Raw genomic sequence first — 15,489 nt, forward strand, 5'->3', positions numbered from 1 at the left:
CGAAGTCGATTGGGATCAACCATCGTGGTCCCTCAGTTGATGGCCGGTTCAGGCGTCTTGCCACCGAATTCCGTCGTCAGGAAATCGAAGTCGCAGCCTTTGTCGGCCTGCTCGATATGGCTGGAGAACATGAAACCGTAACCGCGCTCGTAGTGCCGCGTGGGCGCCACCCAGGCGGCCCGCCGCGCTGCGATCTCTTCTTCGGAAACCAGCATATTGAGGCTGCGCGTGGGAATATCGAGCTCGACCATGTCCCCGGTTCTCAGCAATGCCAGAGGGCCGCCGATGTAAGATTCCGGCGCAACATGCAACACGCAGGCGCCGAAACTGGTTCCGGACATCCGGGCATCCGAGATCCGCACCATGTCGCGCAGGCCGAGCTTCAACAGCGCCTTCGGCATCGGGATCATGCCCCATTCCGGCATGCCCGGGCCGCCCTGCGGGCCGGCGTTGCGCAGCACGAGCACGGTGTCCGGCGTCAGCGGATAATCCGGATCGTCGATGATCTTCTTCATGTCCGCATAGTTGTCGGCGACCAGCGCCGGGCCGCAATGGCGATGGAATTTTGGATCGCAGGCCGCGGGTTTGATGACCGCGCCATCGGGACACAGGTTCCCCTTGAGCACAGCCAGCGAACCTTCGTGATAGACCGGGTTCGACAATGGCCGGATAACATCGTCATTGTAGATCTTCACCTGATCGAGGCCGTCCGTCAGCGGTTTTCCCGTGACGGTAATCGCTGTTGAATCCAGCTTGTCGCCGAGTTGTTTCATCAGTGCGCGCAAGCCGCCCGCATAAAAGAAATCCTCCATCAGGTAGGTCGAACCGGAAGGCCGGATGTTGGCGAGAACCGGCGTCGTGCGGCCGATGCGATCGAGGTCGTCGAGCTCCAGCGGGACGCCGGCGCGCCGCGCCATGGCGATCAGGTGAATGATCGCATTGGTGGAGCAGCCGGTCGCCATGGCGACCGTGACGGAATTGTCGACCGCCGCCCGGGTGATGATCCTGTCGGGCGTCAGATCCTCCCACACCATATCGACGATCCGCCGGCCACAGGCCGCCGACATGCGCTGGTGGTTGGCGTCGGCCGCCGGAATCGAGGACGCGCCCGGCAGCGTCAACCCCATGGCCTCGGCGATCGCCGTCATCGTCGACGCCGTGCCCATGGTCATGCAATGGCCGTAGCTGCGGGCAATCCCGCCTTCGATACCCTGCCACTCCTCCTTGGAGATCGTGCCGGCACGCCGCTCGTCCCAATATTTGAAACCATCGGTCCCGGAGCCCAGCGTCTTGCCGGCATAATTGCCGCGAAGCATCGGGCCAGCAGGCAGATAGATAAAGGGAATGCCCATGCTGACGGCGCCCATGACAAGACCCGGCGTGGTCTTGTCGCAGCCGCCCATCAGCACGGCGCCGTCGACAGGATGGCTCCGCAACAGCTCCTCGGTCTCCATCGCCAACATATTGCGATAGAGCATGGTGGTCGGCTTGACGAAATTTTCGGAAAGGGAAAGCGCCGGCAGTTCCATGGGGAACCCGCCCGACTGAAGAATTCCCCGCTTTACCCATTCGGCGCGCTCGCGGAAATGCATGTGGCAGGGCTGTGCATCGGACCAGGTGTTGATGACGGCAATGATCGGCTTTCCTTGCCAATCCTCCGGTGCATACCCCATCTGCATGGTCCGCGACCGGTGACCGAACGAGCGCTGATCATCCGGCAGCATCCATCGGGCCGACCGCAATTGCTCGTAAGTTTTTCCAGCGGCCACGGCTCTCTCCCAACTTTTGGCTTGCTCATCTCAGGCCCGTAACTGATATTTTAGTTTGACATATATATCAACGAGAACCTTGTATTCTTGTGCCTTGAGCCATGCAAAGCTATGAGTGGTGCGAAAGGATGCCCCACATGAATTCCCAGTTCGCCTCCACATTCGGCCTGACTGCACTCGCTTTTCCGGCCCCAGCCGGCAGCACGGTCCAGCGGGTCTATGACGATCTCAGGAAGCGGATCATCACCATTCAGCTGCCCCCAGACACCACGCTGTCGCGCACCGAGCTTACCGAGACCTATGAAGTCAGCCAGACTCCCATTCGTGACGCGCTTCAGCTTCTCAAACAGGAAGGCCTGGTTCGCATTCACCCGCAGTCCCGCACTGTGGTGACCAGGATCGATGTCCTGCAAATTTATGAGGCGCATTTCCTTCGCGTCGCGCTGGAATCGGAAGTCTGCCGCCGCCTTGCGACCGATCCGGATCCGGATCCGAGCGTCCTCACCCGAGCCCGCTCGATCATCAAAATGCAGTCGGCAGTCGCCGACGACATCGATCAGATTGCCATGTTCCAGGAACTCGACGAGCTCTTTCACCAGACATTATTCGCAGGCGCCAAACGTAGCAGCCTCCATCAATTGGTTCGCGAGCGGTCCGGCCATCTCGATCGCGTTCGTCGCTTGCATCTGCCCGAGAAGGGCAAGATCATGAGCATTCTCGATGGTCACCACGCCATCATCGACGCAATTGCCGCCCGCGATGAACAGCGTGCCGTCGACGCGATCCGTGAGCATCTCAGCCAGACCGTCGCAAAAGTCGAAGAGCTCAGGAAGGCGTTCCCCGATTACTTCGTATAAGCCGGCCGCGCCGCGGCGGCGGGAAGGACAATTCCGCTTACCGCACTGAAAACGCGTAAAAAATCCGGCGACGATTTCCCTGCCATTCGGTCGTTTGAGGCTTGCAAAAATCGAGAGAATACACTTTATGTGTGACGATGAACCGCAAAACTACCTCTGATAGAGAAAATGCTGCCGTCCATTCCCGGCGGAAGATCGGCTATGTCTCTTCAGCCCAGCGGTTCCGACGGAGCCTGACCTCCTCGCCCCCAAATTAGCCGACCAGATGCAACCCAGACATTCCCGCCGCCTCTCATACCCGAAAGGCGGCTGGGATATGTCCGGCAGTTTCGCAATCCCGTATCTACTTTCGACATAAGGATATCTTCGTGAAGCACATGCGCAATTTCCACCTGATGATGGCAAGCACCGCCTTCCTGACGCTCGCCGGCCCGGCGCTTGCTCTTGACGGCGCTGACCTGATGAAGAAGCTCAATGCCGCAACCAGTCCCGGCGGCACGATCATCACCTTCGAGAAGGCCGATGTCGACGGCGACACGGTAACGGCTACGGGCGTCCAGGTGGGATTACAAAACCTGCCCGGCGATAGTTTGAAGATCGGCGAGCTCACCTTCGAGGGCGTCGAGGAAACCGAAGGCGGCGGCTACCACGCCAAGACCGTTTCTTTCCCGGATATCGACAGGAGCCAGGGGGAAGGCCGTTTTTCCGCCAAGGATATCGAGATCACCGACCTGACGATCCCCGCCAATCCAGCCGGCGACACGCTGAATAATATTCTGCTGTACGAAACGTTCAGCACCGGCCCGATCGCCGTCAATGTCAAAGGCAAGGACGTGCTGGCGATCGAGAGCATCGAGGCGAACATGGAACGCAATGACGGCGGCTTGGCCTATGACGCCAATGTCGCCGGCCTGAAGGGCGACCTGTCGCAGGTCGAAGACGCAAGCGCGAAGGAGGCCATCGAGAAACTCGGGCTGACGACGCTCGACGGCACGGTGACGATGAAGGGCAGCTGGGAAATCGAAAGCGGCAAGGTCGCCGTCGACGAATATGCTTTCGACTTCGAGAATGTCGGCCGGCTGAACTTCGCCGTCGACTTTTCCGGTTACACGCTGGGCTTCATCAAATCGCTGCAGGAGGCGGTGAAGACCGCCCAAGCCAATCCGAACAAGGAAGAGGCCAACCAGGCCGTCGGCCTAGCGATGTTGGGGCTGGTGCAGCAACTGACGTTCAACAGCGCTTCGATCCGCTTCGACGATGCCTCGATCACCAAGAAGGCGCTCGATTATGCCGGTTCGCAGCAGGGCATCACAGGCGAGCAACTGACGCAATCCCTGAAAGGCCTCGTGCCGATCATGATGGCGCAGCTCAACCTGCCGGAGCTGCAAAACCAGGTATCGGCTGCCGTCAACACCTATCTCGACGGGCCGAAAAGCCTGACGATCAGCGCCGCCCCGGAAAAGCCGGTTCCATTTCCGATGATCATAGGCGCAGCCATGGGTGCTCCGAACACCATTCCTTCGGTGCTCGGCGTCAAGGTCACGGCGAACGACTGAGCTGCTTCAAGAGCAGCTGCAGCCAGAGGCGGGTTTTCCAACCTGCCTCTGGGGTCCATTCCCACGGGACGGCCAAGCAATAGGCCGATGAAAAGCTGGCCGAATAGCTCTAAAACTCGTCGCTGCGACGCCTGACGGCGTGCTTCACAGCGATCAGATGTCTTCGCCGCTCCAGCACATAATCGGCATAGCCGATACAGATGAACAGCAATGTCGGGCCGGCGTAGATGATGATCAGAGCCAATGCGATAAGGATGATTGCGGTCGTCATGATCTTGTCCCATCATATTGGTCGCACCGCCTTTAAAGCGGCGAAAGCGGATAGGCCGTCATCTTAACATTCCTGTCCTTATTCGTGTAAATTCGCTGGCTGCCTATTCGTTCCTCCGCGATCGATTTTCCTTGGCGCGGCAGCTCCGATCGAACGACGATCACGAAGCTGACGGCTCGCTCGACCTCAATCACTCCCGTGGCCTTTCTTCCCGCATGGCCGCCGCCACGCTCTTGAGCCGCGGGCTCGACATCAGTTTCTCCAGCAAAAGCGATAGCTTCGGCCTCCTGTTCGGATAGTTGTCGCGGGTGCCCGGAATGCGGCTCGATTTCATGCTTCGGTCCCTTCTTCCCACCGCCGTCACACCGCGCTGATGCTCCAGATCACCGTCCACGGGCCGAGACCGTCGCCGCCGCTTCCGCCGAGACGGAATATCGTCTCGGTGTCGTCCTGCCGCGGCTCGAGCAGCGGCGCCGCCGCGTTGCCGAGGTTGGCGCGCAGATGAAGACGCCGGCTTTCCGCAAGGGTCCAATCCACCGCGATCGCATTTCCCGCCGAGCGGTAGACCGCGCTTCCGCCAACGGCACCTTTCAGCAAAGGAACGATCCGCCGGTGCCGGAGGTCGAGAAGTGTTTTGTAATAGTCAAGCATGTCGGAGGTGGTGCGTTTCGACCAGTCGAGCTTGGCCGCAGCAAAAGTCAATGGCGTCGTCGGGTCGAGAAGGTCGCCTGCGTCGAAGCCGGGCAGACGCGAAAGCTCCTGGCGCCGGCCTTGCCTGACCTTCTCGTTCAAATCTTCATCGAAATCGCAGAAAAAGGGAAAAGGTTCGGTGGCGCCCCATTCCTCGCCCATGAACAGCATCGGGATCTCGGGCGCCAGCAGATAGATTGATATGACGGCCTTGACGGCATCGACCGGGCTCGACGCCAGAACCCGGTCGCCCAGCGCCCTGTTGCCGATCTGATCATGGTTCTGGATGAAGGACACGAAGGCGGTGGGCGGCAGGTGGCCGCTCGGCCTGCCGCGGTTCCTCCCGCGATAGGGCATATGTTCGCCCTGGAACACGAAACCTTCCGCCAGCGCCTTGCCGAGCGTGCCGGCGTCGCCGGCGTAATCGGCGTAATAGCCGAAGGTTTCATCCGTGGCGGCGACATGCAGCGCGTGATGCACGTCGTCGTTCCACTGGGCGGTGAACAGCCTCGCCTCGCCCTTTTCGTCACGCTTCAACAACTCACTGTCGTTTTCCTCGTTTTCGACGATCAGGTGCACATGCCGGTTGCCGGCCGCCGCCCTGACGCGGCGGGCAAGCGCGTGAAGCAGATGTTCGTCGCTGTCGTCCTTGATGGCGTGGACGGCATCAAAGCGGAAACCGTCAAGCCTGAACTCGGTGATCCAATAGATGGCATTCTCAATGATGAATTCGCGGATCATCTCCGACCCGTCGCCGTCGTAATTGACCCCGTGCCCCCAGGGCGTTTTGTGATGATCGGTAAAGAGCGGCGCATAGGACGGGATATGGTTTCCATCCGGCCCGAAATGATTGTAGACCACGTCAAGGAAAACGGAGATACCGCGCTGGTGTGCTGCATCCACCAGCGCCATGAAATCCTCCGGCCGACCGTAGCTGCTGTCGGGCGCATAGGGAAGCACGCCGTCATACCCCCAGCTGTAACGGCCCGGAAATTCACTGAGCGGCATGATCTGCAACGCCGTGATACCAAGCCCTTGCAGATGATCGAGTCGCTCGATCGCGGCCCTGAAGCTGCCTTCCGGCGTGAAGCCGCCGATATGCATCTCGTAGATGACCATCTCCTCCCAGGGCCGGCCGGTCCAGTCGCCCGCCTTCCAGTGATAGGAGGAAAGGTCGACCACTTCGCTCGGGCCATGCACGTCCAGCGGCTGGAACCGCGAAGCGGGATCGGGAATTTCGAGATCGCCGGGCAAGACGAAGCGGTAGCGTGTCCCGGGACGAGCATCTGCAATAGTGCACTCGTGCCAGCCGTCTTCGCCCGCCCGCATTGGGCGCGGATCGGCGCCTTCGAGCTTCAAGGATACGCTTTCATGCAGGGGAGCCCACAGGCGAAACAGAATGCCCTCTTCGGTAAAAACAGGCCCGAACGTCATTTTTGCCAAGGGAAAGCCTTTGGTGAAGTGAAGATGGGATTTGGGTAACTTTTGTCAGGACAAAAAGTTTCGCCGGCGCGGATAGCGCAAGTGGCCCGTCGGCGCGGAATGCCTATTCGGCAGATGCCAGGAAGTATGATTCCATCCTATCGCGAGTAGGATTTTATCCTATCGTATGGTATAAGGATGCTGAATAGGAGTGCATTCAATGCGTTCAACACAGCAGATGAGCATTACATTGCCGGTGGAAATGGCCAAACTCGTCAAGCAACGGGTGTCCAACGGTGATTACGCCTCGGAGAGCGAAGTCATACGCGAAGGACTGCGGGCTCTGGCAGAACGCGAAAATGCCGTCGAGCATTGGCTGCGAACCGAAGTCGCGGCCACCTATGATGCCTATAAGGCCGATCCCAGCAAAGCCAAGCCCGTCGATGAGGTCTGGAAGCGCCTCGAAGCGCGCATGGACGAAATCGATCGGGAAGAAGATTGATGAAGCGCTATCGTATCCGCCTGACCGATGAGGCGGAGTTGGATTTGGCGCGTATCTATCGTTTCGTCCGCAAGAAATCTGCATCTTCTGCCGCCGCCCGCGATTACGTGGCCCGCATCAAGACCTTTGTGAATGGGTTCGATACATATCCGGAGCAAGGTAGCATCCGTGGTCAGGTTCGGCCGGGATTGCGTATTGTCGGCTTTGAGCGCCGGATCAGCGTGGCGTTCGTGGTCGAGCCCACCGAGGTTGTTATCCTCCGCATCCTCTATGCCGGGCAGCAGTTTAAGAGCGACGAGAGCGACAGCCGGCCCTAATCGCAGGACACGCGGCGCATCTCCGCCTCGATCGTCAGGCTGCTGCGACCTTGCCCGAAAGCGCCTGATCCATCGCCGCCCGAAGCTGTTCCTGCGTGAACGGCTTCTTCATCCGCAGCATCCGGCCGAGGCCATGGTCTTCGGAGAACTCGGCATAGCCGGAAGCAAGAATAATGGGCAGGCCGGGGAAAACCGAACGAAGGTGACGCGCAAGCTCCGCGCCCGTCATGCCGGGCATGGCATGATCGGTGATGACGAGATCGCAGTTCGGGCCGTCGGCAAGGAATTCCAAAGCCTGGGAAGCCGAAGACGCTTCCCGCGGCAGGTGCCCGAGGTCCTCCAGCATCGCCACGGTTCCCGTCCTGACGAGCGCATCGTCGTCGACGACGAGAATGGCAAGCGGCCGCGACACCGGTGTCAGCGGCTCCGTCACCGGAGGCTCGACGACCGGCTGCGTCTTGACGAAGGTCTCGGCGACGGGCAGCCACAGGGAAACGGTCGTGCCCTTGCCCCGCGTGCTGGCTATCTGGATCGAGCCGCCGGATTGCGCCGCCAGGCCGTGAACCATCGATAGGCCGAGACCGGTGCCTTTGCCCACGCCTTTGGTAGTGAAGAACGGTTCGGCAGCACGGGAAACCGTGGCCTCGTCCATGCCTTCGCCATCGTCCGACACCGATATCCTGATATAGTCCCCGCCCGCGAGAGCCGCCGGCCGGCTCTCTTCGGCGGCCGCAGCAACCGTCACGGCGCCGCCGCTTTCGAGCGCGTCCCGGGCATTGACGAACAGATTGAGCAGCGCCAGTTCCAGCTGGTTGCTATCGACCAGCAGAGGCGCGAGGTCCACCGGAATGCTTTTCCGGATTTCGATGCGTGGCCCGACCGCTTTGGCGAGAAGATCCTCGACATTTTCAAACAGCCTGAGGAAGTCGACCGCCTGCGGCTTGAGTTCCTGGCGGCGTGCGAAGGCCAGCAGGCGCTGGGTCAGCGCAGTGCCGCGTTCGGCGGCCTGGATCGCATTCGTCACCAGCCGTTCGCTGCGTTCATCCGCCGGCAGCCGCTTCTTCAGAAGGTTGAGGCTGCCGAGCACCGCCATCAGAAGATTGTTGAAGTCGTGCGCCACGCCGCCGGTGAGATGGCCGATCGTGTCGAGCTTCTGCGCCTCGAACAGCTGCGCCAGCGCCTCTTCGCGCTCGCGTGTTCTCTGATCGATCCGATGCTCGAGCTCTTCGTTGAGCTGGCGCAGCTGGTCCGCGGATGCCTCGAGTTCGGCGGTGCGCTGGCGAACCCGGGCTTCTAGATCGGCGTTCAGACGCTCAAGCTCCCGCGTCTTCCTGTAGAGATCGGCAAAGACCCTGACCTTGGCCCTCAGAACCTCCGGCACGATCGGGACGGAGACGTAATCGACGGCGCCGACGGCGTAGCCGCGCAGCCGGTCCGGCTCCGCCAGCATGACGGCTGAAACGAAGATGATCGGCGTGTTCTGATAGCGTGGATGCTGCCGGATCATGCTGACCAGCTCGAAGCCGTCCTGCTCGGGCATGCAGACATCGACGAGGATCACGGCGATTTCGGTGCGCAGCAGGTGCTCGAAGGCTTCGCGGGCGGATTGCGCCTTGATGAGGTTTTCCTCGAGCTCTTCGAGAATGACCTCGTAGCTCAGGAGCTTGGCGGGCTGGTCGTCGACGAGGAGGATATTGACGGGGTTCATGGCCGGGTCCTCAGCGGTGCAGCCACATGCGCAGAGCCGACAGAAGCTGCTCGGTATTGACCGGCTTTGCCAGATAATCCGACGCGCCGGCTTCCAGGCATTTCTCCCGGTCGCCCTTCATCGCCTTGGCCGTCAGCGCCAGGATCGGCAGCCGCCGGAAGCGGGGCTCCGAGCGAATGACCTGCATCGTCTCGTAACCGTCCATGCCGGGCATCATGATATCCATCAGCACGATCGCGACCGAGGGTTCGGTGTTGATGACGTCGATCGCTTCACTACCCGTCGTCGCTGTCAGCACCCTCATGCCACGGCGTTCCAGAACGCTGCTCAGCGCAAAGATGTTGCGGGCGTCGTCGTCGACAAGCAGCACCGTTTCGCCGACCAGATCCTCGTCGGAGCTGTGCAACTCCTGCAGCGTCGCCTGTTTTGCCGCCGGCAGGTCGGCGACGACCCGGTGCAGGAACAGCGCCGTCTCGTCGAGCAGACGTTCGGGCGACTCCACCCCTTTCACCACGACGCTGCGGGCCATGCTGTGCAGCGTCGCGTCTTCCTCAGGCGAAAGCTCCCGACCGGTGAAGACGACGACAGGCACTTCGGCGATCCCGTCGTCGTCGCGGATCTGCTCCAGGACTTCGAAGCCGGACATGTCGGGGAGTGTGAGGTCAAGCACGACACAGTCGGCGGAGCCCTGCCGGAGAATGTCGAGCGCCTCCGATCCGGAGCCGACGCTCGTTATGTCGATATCGTCATGCCCGAGAAGGGCGGTGACGCTTAGGCGCTCGGCCTCGTTGTCTTCCACCAGCAGCAGCTGCTTGCGGCGCGGCTCGGCATAGGCTTTCAGCCGCGACAGCGCCTTGCCGAGCCCTTCCGGCGTCGTCGGCTTGCTCATGAAAGCGAAGGCGCCGCGCGTCAGCCCATGCTGGCGGTCCTCGTCGAGACTGATGATCTGCACCGGAATATGCCGCGTCTGCGAATTCTGTTTGAGCTGGCTCAGCACCGTCCAGCCGAGCATGTCGGGCAGGAAGATATCGAGCGAGATCGCCGACGGCTTGTACTCCTGCGCAAGAACAAGCGCATCGCTGCCGCGCATAGCCACCAGCACCTTGAAGCCGTTGTCGCGGGCGAGATCGACGAGGACGCGGGCATAATGCGCATCGTCCTCGACGACGAGCAGCACGGAGTCGCCCGCCTCTATCCGGTGACGGTCGTCAGCGACGTGTTCGATGGCTTTTTCGGCGCGGCGGCTCGCCGCCGCTTCGGCGAATTCCACGACGTTTGCCGGGGCGGGTGCGGGCCTCGGCGCGACCGCACCGGCGCCGACATAGGTCAGCGGCAGGTAGAGAACGAAGGTGCTGCCGACGCCCGGCGTGCTGCGCAGCTGGATCTCGCCGCCGAGCAGGTTCGCCAGTTCGCGGCTGATCGCCAGGCCGAGGCCGGTGCCGCCATATTTGCGGCTTGTGGAGGCATCCGCCTGCTGGAACGCCTCAAAAATGATGCGCTGCTTTTCCGGCGGAATGCCGATTCCGGTGTCGACGACTTCGAAGGCGATCACCGAAGGCGCATGCCGGAGCGACGGATGATCGGGCGACCAGCCGCTGGTTGCCAAGGCGACGCGAAGCGTCACACCGCCCTGGGCGGTGAACTTGAAGGCGTTCGACAGCAGGTTCTTGAGAATCTGCTGCAGGCGCTTGGAATCGGTAATGATGCTCTTCGTGACGTCGCCGTCGACCTCGACCGCAAACGACAGGTTGCGGTTTTCGGCCTCATGCCGGAACGGCCGGGCCATCATCTCGAGCAGGTTGCTGACGAAGATCTCCTCGGCATCGACTGAGACCGTCCCGGACTCGATCTTAGACAGGTCGAGGATATCGCTGATGAGGTTCAGAAGATCGGTTCCTGCGCCGTGGATCGTCTTTGCGAACTCGACCTGCTTGCCCGACAGGTTCCCGTCGGGGTTTTCTCCGAGTTGCTGGCCGAGGATGAGGATCGAATTCAGCGGCGTGCGCAGCTCATGCGACATGTTGGCGAGGAATTCGGATTTGTATTTCGATGTCAGCGCCAGTTCGGTCGCCTTTTCTTCCAGCGCGCGTCGGGCCTGCTCGATTTCCTGGTTCTTGGCCTCGACTTCGACGTTGCGTTCCTCCAGCTGCTGCGCCTTCTGCCCGAGCTGCTCATTGGTCTGCTGCAGCTCGCGCTGCTGCGTCTGCAGCTCGGCGGCAAGCTGCTGCGACTGCTTGAGCAGGCCTTCGGTCTGCATGGTCGCTTCGATCGAGTTGAGCACGATGCCGATCGACGTCGTCAGTTGGTCGAGGAAGGAGAGCTGCAGCTCGGTGAACTCGCCGGCCGAGGCAAGTTCGATCACCGCCTTCACCTGCCCCTCGAAATGCACGGGCAGCACGATCGCGCTCCGCGGCAGCGTCGTGAACACGCCGGAGCTGATCGGAATGACGTTGTCCGGAAGATCGGTGACGAGGATGCGGCGGGCATCGCTGGCGCATTGCCCGACGAGGCCCTGGCCGAAATCGAGCCGCAGCGGATGCGCCGCCTCGACGCCTTGCGCATAGACCGAGAGCAGCGACAGGAACGGCTGGCTCTCGTCGGCATCCACCTGGTAGATCACCCCTTGATGCGCACCGACCAGCGGCGCCAGCTCCGAGAGCATCATCTTGCCGACCAGCGTCAGGTCGCGCTGGCCCTGCAGCATGTTGGTGAAGCGCGCCAGATTTGTCTTCAGCCAGTCCTGCTCGGTATTGCGCTCCGTCGTCAGGCGCAGGTTGTCAATCATCGTATTGATGTTGTCCTTGAGCTCGGCCACTTCGCCGCGCGCATCGACCTTGATCGACCGCGTCAGGTCGCCTTTGGTGACGGCGGTGGCCACCTCTGCGATAGCGCGAACCTGGGTCGTCAGATTAGCAGCCAGCAGGTTGACGTTGCCGGTCAGGTCCTTCCACGTTCCCGCGGTACCAGGAACATTCGCCTGGCCGCCGAGGCGGCCCTCAACGCCGACTTCGCGCGCCACCGTCGTTACCTGATCGGCGAAGGTCGCCAGCGTGTTGGTCATGTTGTTGATGGTTTCGGCAAGGGCCGCCACCTCGCCTTTGGAGGCGACGGTGAGGTTCTGCTTAAGGTCGCCGTTCGCGACCGCCGTCACCACCTTGACGATGCCGCGGACCTGCTCAGTCAGGTTGGCGGCCATGACGTTGACTGTGTCGGTCAGGTCCTTCCAGGTGCCGGCGACACCAGGCACCTGCGCCTGACCGCCGAGCTTACCTTCGGTGCCGACTTCGCGCGCCACGCGCGTCACTTCGCCGGCGAAGGCGTTCAGCTGATCCACCATGGTGTTGATGGTGTTCTTCAGTTCGAGGATTTCCCCCTTCACGTCGACGGTGATCTTGCGCGACAGGTCGCCGCGCGCCACGGCGGTCGTGACTTCGGCGATGTTGCGCACCTGGGTCGTGAGGTTGGCGGCAAGCAGGTTGACGTTGTCGGTCAGGTCCTTCCAGGTGCCGGCGACACCGGGAACGACGGCCTGGCCGCCGAGCCGGCCATCGGTGCCGACCTCGCGGGCGACGCGGGTCACTTCGCCGGCGAAGGACCGAAGCTGATCGACCATCGTATTCAAAGTATCCTTCAGCAGCAGGATTTCGCCGCGCACATCGACGGTGATCTTGCGCGACAGGTCGCCATTGGCGATCGCGGTCGCCACTTCGGCGATGTTGCGCACCTGCGCCGTCAGGTTGCCGGCCATCGAGTTGACGCTGTCGGTCAAATCCTTCCAGGTGCCGGCGACGCCCGAGACCTGCGCCTGGCCGCCGAGCTTGCCTTCGGTGCCGACTTCGCGGGCGACGCGTGTGACTTCGCCGGCAAAAGCGTTCAGCTGGTCCACCATCGTATTGATGGTGTTTTTCAGTTCGAGGATTTCCCCTTTCACGTCGACGGTGATCTTGCGCGAGAGGTCGCCGCGCGCCACGGCGGTCGTGACTTCGGCGATGTTGCGCACCTGGCCCGTGAGGTTGGAGGCCATGGAGTTGACGTTTTCGGTCAGATCCTTCCAGGTGCCGGCGACGCCAGGCACCTGCGCCTGGCCGCCGAGCTTGCCTTCCGTGCCGACCTCGCGGGCAACGCGCGTCACCTCAGAGGCGAAGCGGTTCAGCTGGTCGACCATGGTGTTCAGCGTTTCCTTAAGCTCCAGGATTTCGCCCGAGACGGACACCGTGATCTTCTTCGACAGGTCGCCATTGGCGATAGCGGTGGAGACTTCGGCGATGTTGCGCACCTGCGCGGTCAGGTTGCCCGCCATCGAGTTGACGCTGTCGGTCAGATCCTTCCAGGTGCCGGCGACGCCGAGCACGTTCGCCTGGCCGCCGAGCCGCCCTTCGGTGCCGACCTCGCGCGCCACGCGCGTGACTTCACCGGCAAAACCGTTCAGCTGATCGACCATCGTATTGATGGTTTCCTTCAGTTCGAGGATTTCCCCCGACACCGTCACCGTGATCTTCTTGGAAAGGTCGCCTTGGGCGACCGCGGTCGCGACTTCTGCGATGTTGCGCACCTGGCCGGTCAGGTTCGAGGCCATGGAATTGACGCTGTCGGTCAGGTCCTTCCAGGTGCCAGCGACACCGCGCACGTTCGCCTGACCACCGAGCCGGCCTTCCGTGCCGACTTCGCGGGCCACACGCGTCACTTCCGAGGCGAAGGCATTCAACTGGTCGACCATCGTATTGATGGTTTCCTTCAGTTCGAGGATTTCGCCCTTCACGTCGACAGTGATCTTCTTGGAAAGATCGCCATTGGCGATCGCTGTGGAGACTTCGGCGATATTGCGCACCTGCGCCGTCAGGTTGCCGCCCATCGAGTTGACGTTTTCGGTCAGGTCCTTCCAGGTGCCGGCCACACCGCGCACGTTCGCCTGGCCGCCGAGCCGGCCTTCCGTACCGACTTCGCGGGCGACGCGCGTCACCTCAGAGGCGAAGGCGTTCAGCTGGTCCACCATCGTATTGATGGTTTCCTTGAGTTCGAGGATTTCGCCCGACACCGTCACCGTAATCTTCTTCGACAGGTCGCCATTGGCGATGGCTGTGGAGACTTCGGCGATGTTGCGCACCTGCGCCGTCAGGTTCGAGGCCATCGAATTGACGTTGTCGGTCAGATCTTTCCAGGTGCCGGCGACGCCTGGCACCTGCGCCTGACCGCCGAGCCGACCTTCGGTGCCGACTTCGCGTGCCACACGCGTCACTTCGCCGGCAAAACCATTGAGCTGGTCCACCATCGTGTTGATGGTTTCCTTGAGTTCGAGGATTTCGCCCGAAACGTCGACGGTGATCTTGCGCGAGAGGTCGCCGCGCGCGACCGCCGTCGTCACCTGCGCGATATTGCGCACCTGCGCCGTGAGGTTGCCGCACATGGCGTTGACCGAGTCGGTCAGATCCTTCCAGGTGCCGGCCACACCCGGCACCAGCGCCTGACCGCCGAGCTTGCCCTCTGTCCCGACCTCGCGGGCGACGCGCGTCACTTCGGAAGCGAAGGAGCGCAGCTGGTCGACCATGGTGTTGATCGCTTCCTTGAGCTGCAGGATTTCGCCGCGCACGTCGACGGTGATCTTCTTCGAAAGGTCGCCATTGGCGACGGCGATCGTCACTTCCGCGATGTTGCGCACCTGCGCCGTCAGGTTCGACGCCATCGAGTTGACGCTTTCGGTCAGGTCCTTCCAGACGCCCGTCACCTCGGGCACCTGCGCCTGGCCGCCGAGCTTGCCGTCGGTGCCGACTTCGCGGGCAACACGCGTGACTTCCGAGGTGAAGACGCTGAGCTGCTTGATCATCGTGTTGACGATATCGGCCGAGCGCAGGAATTCGCCCTTCAGAGCCCGCCCGTCGACATCGAGCGGCACGGTCTGCAGCAGGTCACCCTTGGCGACGGCGGTGATCGTGCGCGTCACCGCCGTCGTCGGCCAGAGGAGATCGTCGATCAGGCCGTTGATCGAGCCTTCCATCTCCGACCAGGAACCATCCGACAGGCCGAAGCGCACCCGCGTGCTCGTTCGCCCGTCGCGGCCGACGACCTGGCCGACATGTTCGAGCTGCTGAGCCATGCGCTGATTGGCGGCGATGATGTCGTTCAAGGCATCGGCGACCTTGCCGGTGACGCCGGTGAGATCGGAGCGCATGCGCACGGAAAAGTCGCCGCGCCTGACCGCGACCAGGACTTCCAGAAGCGCGCTGGCGTCGTCGAATGCCATGGTTTTGTGGTCGCGCCCATTGAGGCTCTCTGCCACGGCATCGTCGCGCGAAAATTCACTGGTTTGCTTGCTCACGGATTCCCCCTTATTCGACAGAGGGTAATTAGTGCTCCGCTGGAAAAAGGGTATGGGTGTGCCACAGGGTTGCAGAGATAGGCC

The 15,489-nt window shown here is 61.9% G+C and carries 9 protein-coding genes; 4 read left to right on the forward strand and 5 right to left on the reverse strand.

What is annotated here, in order from left to right; genetic code table 11:
• Positions 1 to 32 precede the first annotated feature (32 nt).
• Positions 33 to 1,769 carry an L-arabinonate dehydratase gene (araD, locus tag CO666_RS18120; RefSeq protein ID WP_097613587.1) on the reverse strand — a complete coding sequence of 579 codons (1,737 nt, stop codon included), beginning with the start codon at positions 1,767 to 1,769 and terminating at the stop codon, positions 33 to 35.
• Between the two features lie 137 nt (positions 1,770 to 1,906).
• Between araD and CO666_RS18125 the strand changes: the two genes are divergently transcribed.
• Together CO666_RS18125 and CO666_RS18130 are read left to right on the forward strand one after the other, a co-directional pair.
• Positions 1,907 to 2,626 carry a GntR family transcriptional regulator gene (locus CO666_RS18125; protein WP_097613589.1) on the forward strand — a complete coding sequence of 240 codons (720 nt, stop codon included), beginning with the start codon at positions 1,907 to 1,909 and terminating at the stop codon, positions 2,624 to 2,626.
• A gap of 368 nt (positions 2,627 to 2,994) precedes the next feature.
• Positions 2,995 to 4,182, forward strand: a complete 1,188-nt coding sequence (locus CO666_RS18130) for a hypothetical protein (RefSeq protein ID WP_097613591.1) — start codon at positions 2,995 to 2,997, stop codon at positions 4,180 to 4,182.
• Between the two features lie 109 nt (positions 4,183 to 4,291).
• On the opposite strand, the gene CO666_RS34195 is transcribed toward CO666_RS18130, so the two are convergent.
• Positions 4,292 to 4,453 carry a hypothetical protein gene (locus CO666_RS34195; protein ID WP_179869710.1) on the reverse strand — a complete coding sequence of 54 codons (162 nt, stop codon included), beginning with the start codon at positions 4,451 to 4,453 and terminating at the stop codon, positions 4,292 to 4,294.
• Between the two features lie 360 nt (positions 4,454 to 4,813).
• On the reverse strand, positions 4,814 to 6,577 hold the full coding sequence (gene treZ / locus CO666_RS18135) for a malto-oligosyltrehalose trehalohydrolase (protein WP_245436810.1): 1,764 nt from the start codon (positions 6,575 to 6,577) through the stop codon (positions 4,814 to 4,816).
• A gap of 208 nt (positions 6,578 to 6,785) precedes the next feature.
• On the opposite strand from treZ, the gene CO666_RS18140 reads away from it, so the two are divergent.
• Together CO666_RS18140 and CO666_RS18145 are read left to right on the forward strand one after the other, a co-directional pair.
• Complete coding sequence (locus CO666_RS18140) at positions 6,786 to 7,067, forward strand: type II toxin-antitoxin system ParD family antitoxin (RefSeq protein WP_097613595.1); 282 nt, start codon at positions 6,786 to 6,788, stop codon at positions 7,065 to 7,067.
• Complete coding sequence (locus CO666_RS18145) at positions 7,067 to 7,384, forward strand: type II toxin-antitoxin system RelE/ParE family toxin (RefSeq protein WP_097613597.1); 318 nt, start codon at positions 7,067 to 7,069, stop codon at positions 7,382 to 7,384. The genes CO666_RS18140 and CO666_RS18145 overlap by 1 nt, the downstream gene beginning before the upstream one ends.
• 34 nt (positions 7,385 to 7,418) lie before the next feature.
• Here CO666_RS18145 and CO666_RS18150 read toward each other — a convergent pair whose 3' ends face one another.
• Entirely contained in the window at positions 7,419 to 9,092 is a 1,674-nt protein-coding gene (locus CO666_RS18150) for a response regulator (RefSeq protein WP_097613598.1), read from the reverse strand.
• 10 nt (positions 9,093 to 9,102) lie between these two features.
• A complete protein-coding gene (locus tag CO666_RS18155) occupies positions 9,103 to 15,405 on the reverse strand; it encodes a HAMP domain-containing protein (RefSeq protein ID WP_097613599.1) in 6,303 nt (2,100 codons plus the stop codon).
• Between the last annotated feature and the right edge of the window lie 84 nt (positions 15,406 to 15,489).

The organism is Rhizobium chutanense, assembly GCF_002531935.1.
GTDB classification, from domain to species: domain Bacteria; phylum Pseudomonadota; class Alphaproteobacteria; order Rhizobiales; family Rhizobiaceae; genus Rhizobium; species Rhizobium chutanense.

Bases quoted from the DNA above. Each gene is read 5' to 3' on its own strand.
- CO666_RS18145 (WP_097613597.1), top strand. From the start codon at position 7,067: ATGAAGCGCTATCGTATCCGCCTGACCGATGAGGCGGAGTTGGATTTG.
- CO666_RS34195 (WP_179869710.1), bottom strand. From the start codon at position 4,453: ATGACGACCGCAATCATCCTTATCGCATTGGCTCTGATCATCATCTAC.
- CO666_RS18150 (WP_097613598.1), bottom strand. From the start codon at position 9,092: ATGAACCCCGTCAATATCCTCCTCGTCGACGACCAGCCCGCCAAGCTC.
- CO666_RS18125 (WP_097613589.1), top strand. From the start codon at position 1,907: ATGAATTCCCAGTTCGCCTCCACATTCGGCCTGACTGCACTCGCTTTT.
- CO666_RS18140 (WP_097613595.1), top strand. From the start codon at position 6,786: ATGCGTTCAACACAGCAGATGAGCATTACATTGCCGGTGGAAATGGCC.
- treZ (WP_245436810.1), bottom strand. From the start codon at position 6,577: ATGACGTTCGGGCCTGTTTTTACCGAAGAGGGCATTCTGTTTCGCCTG.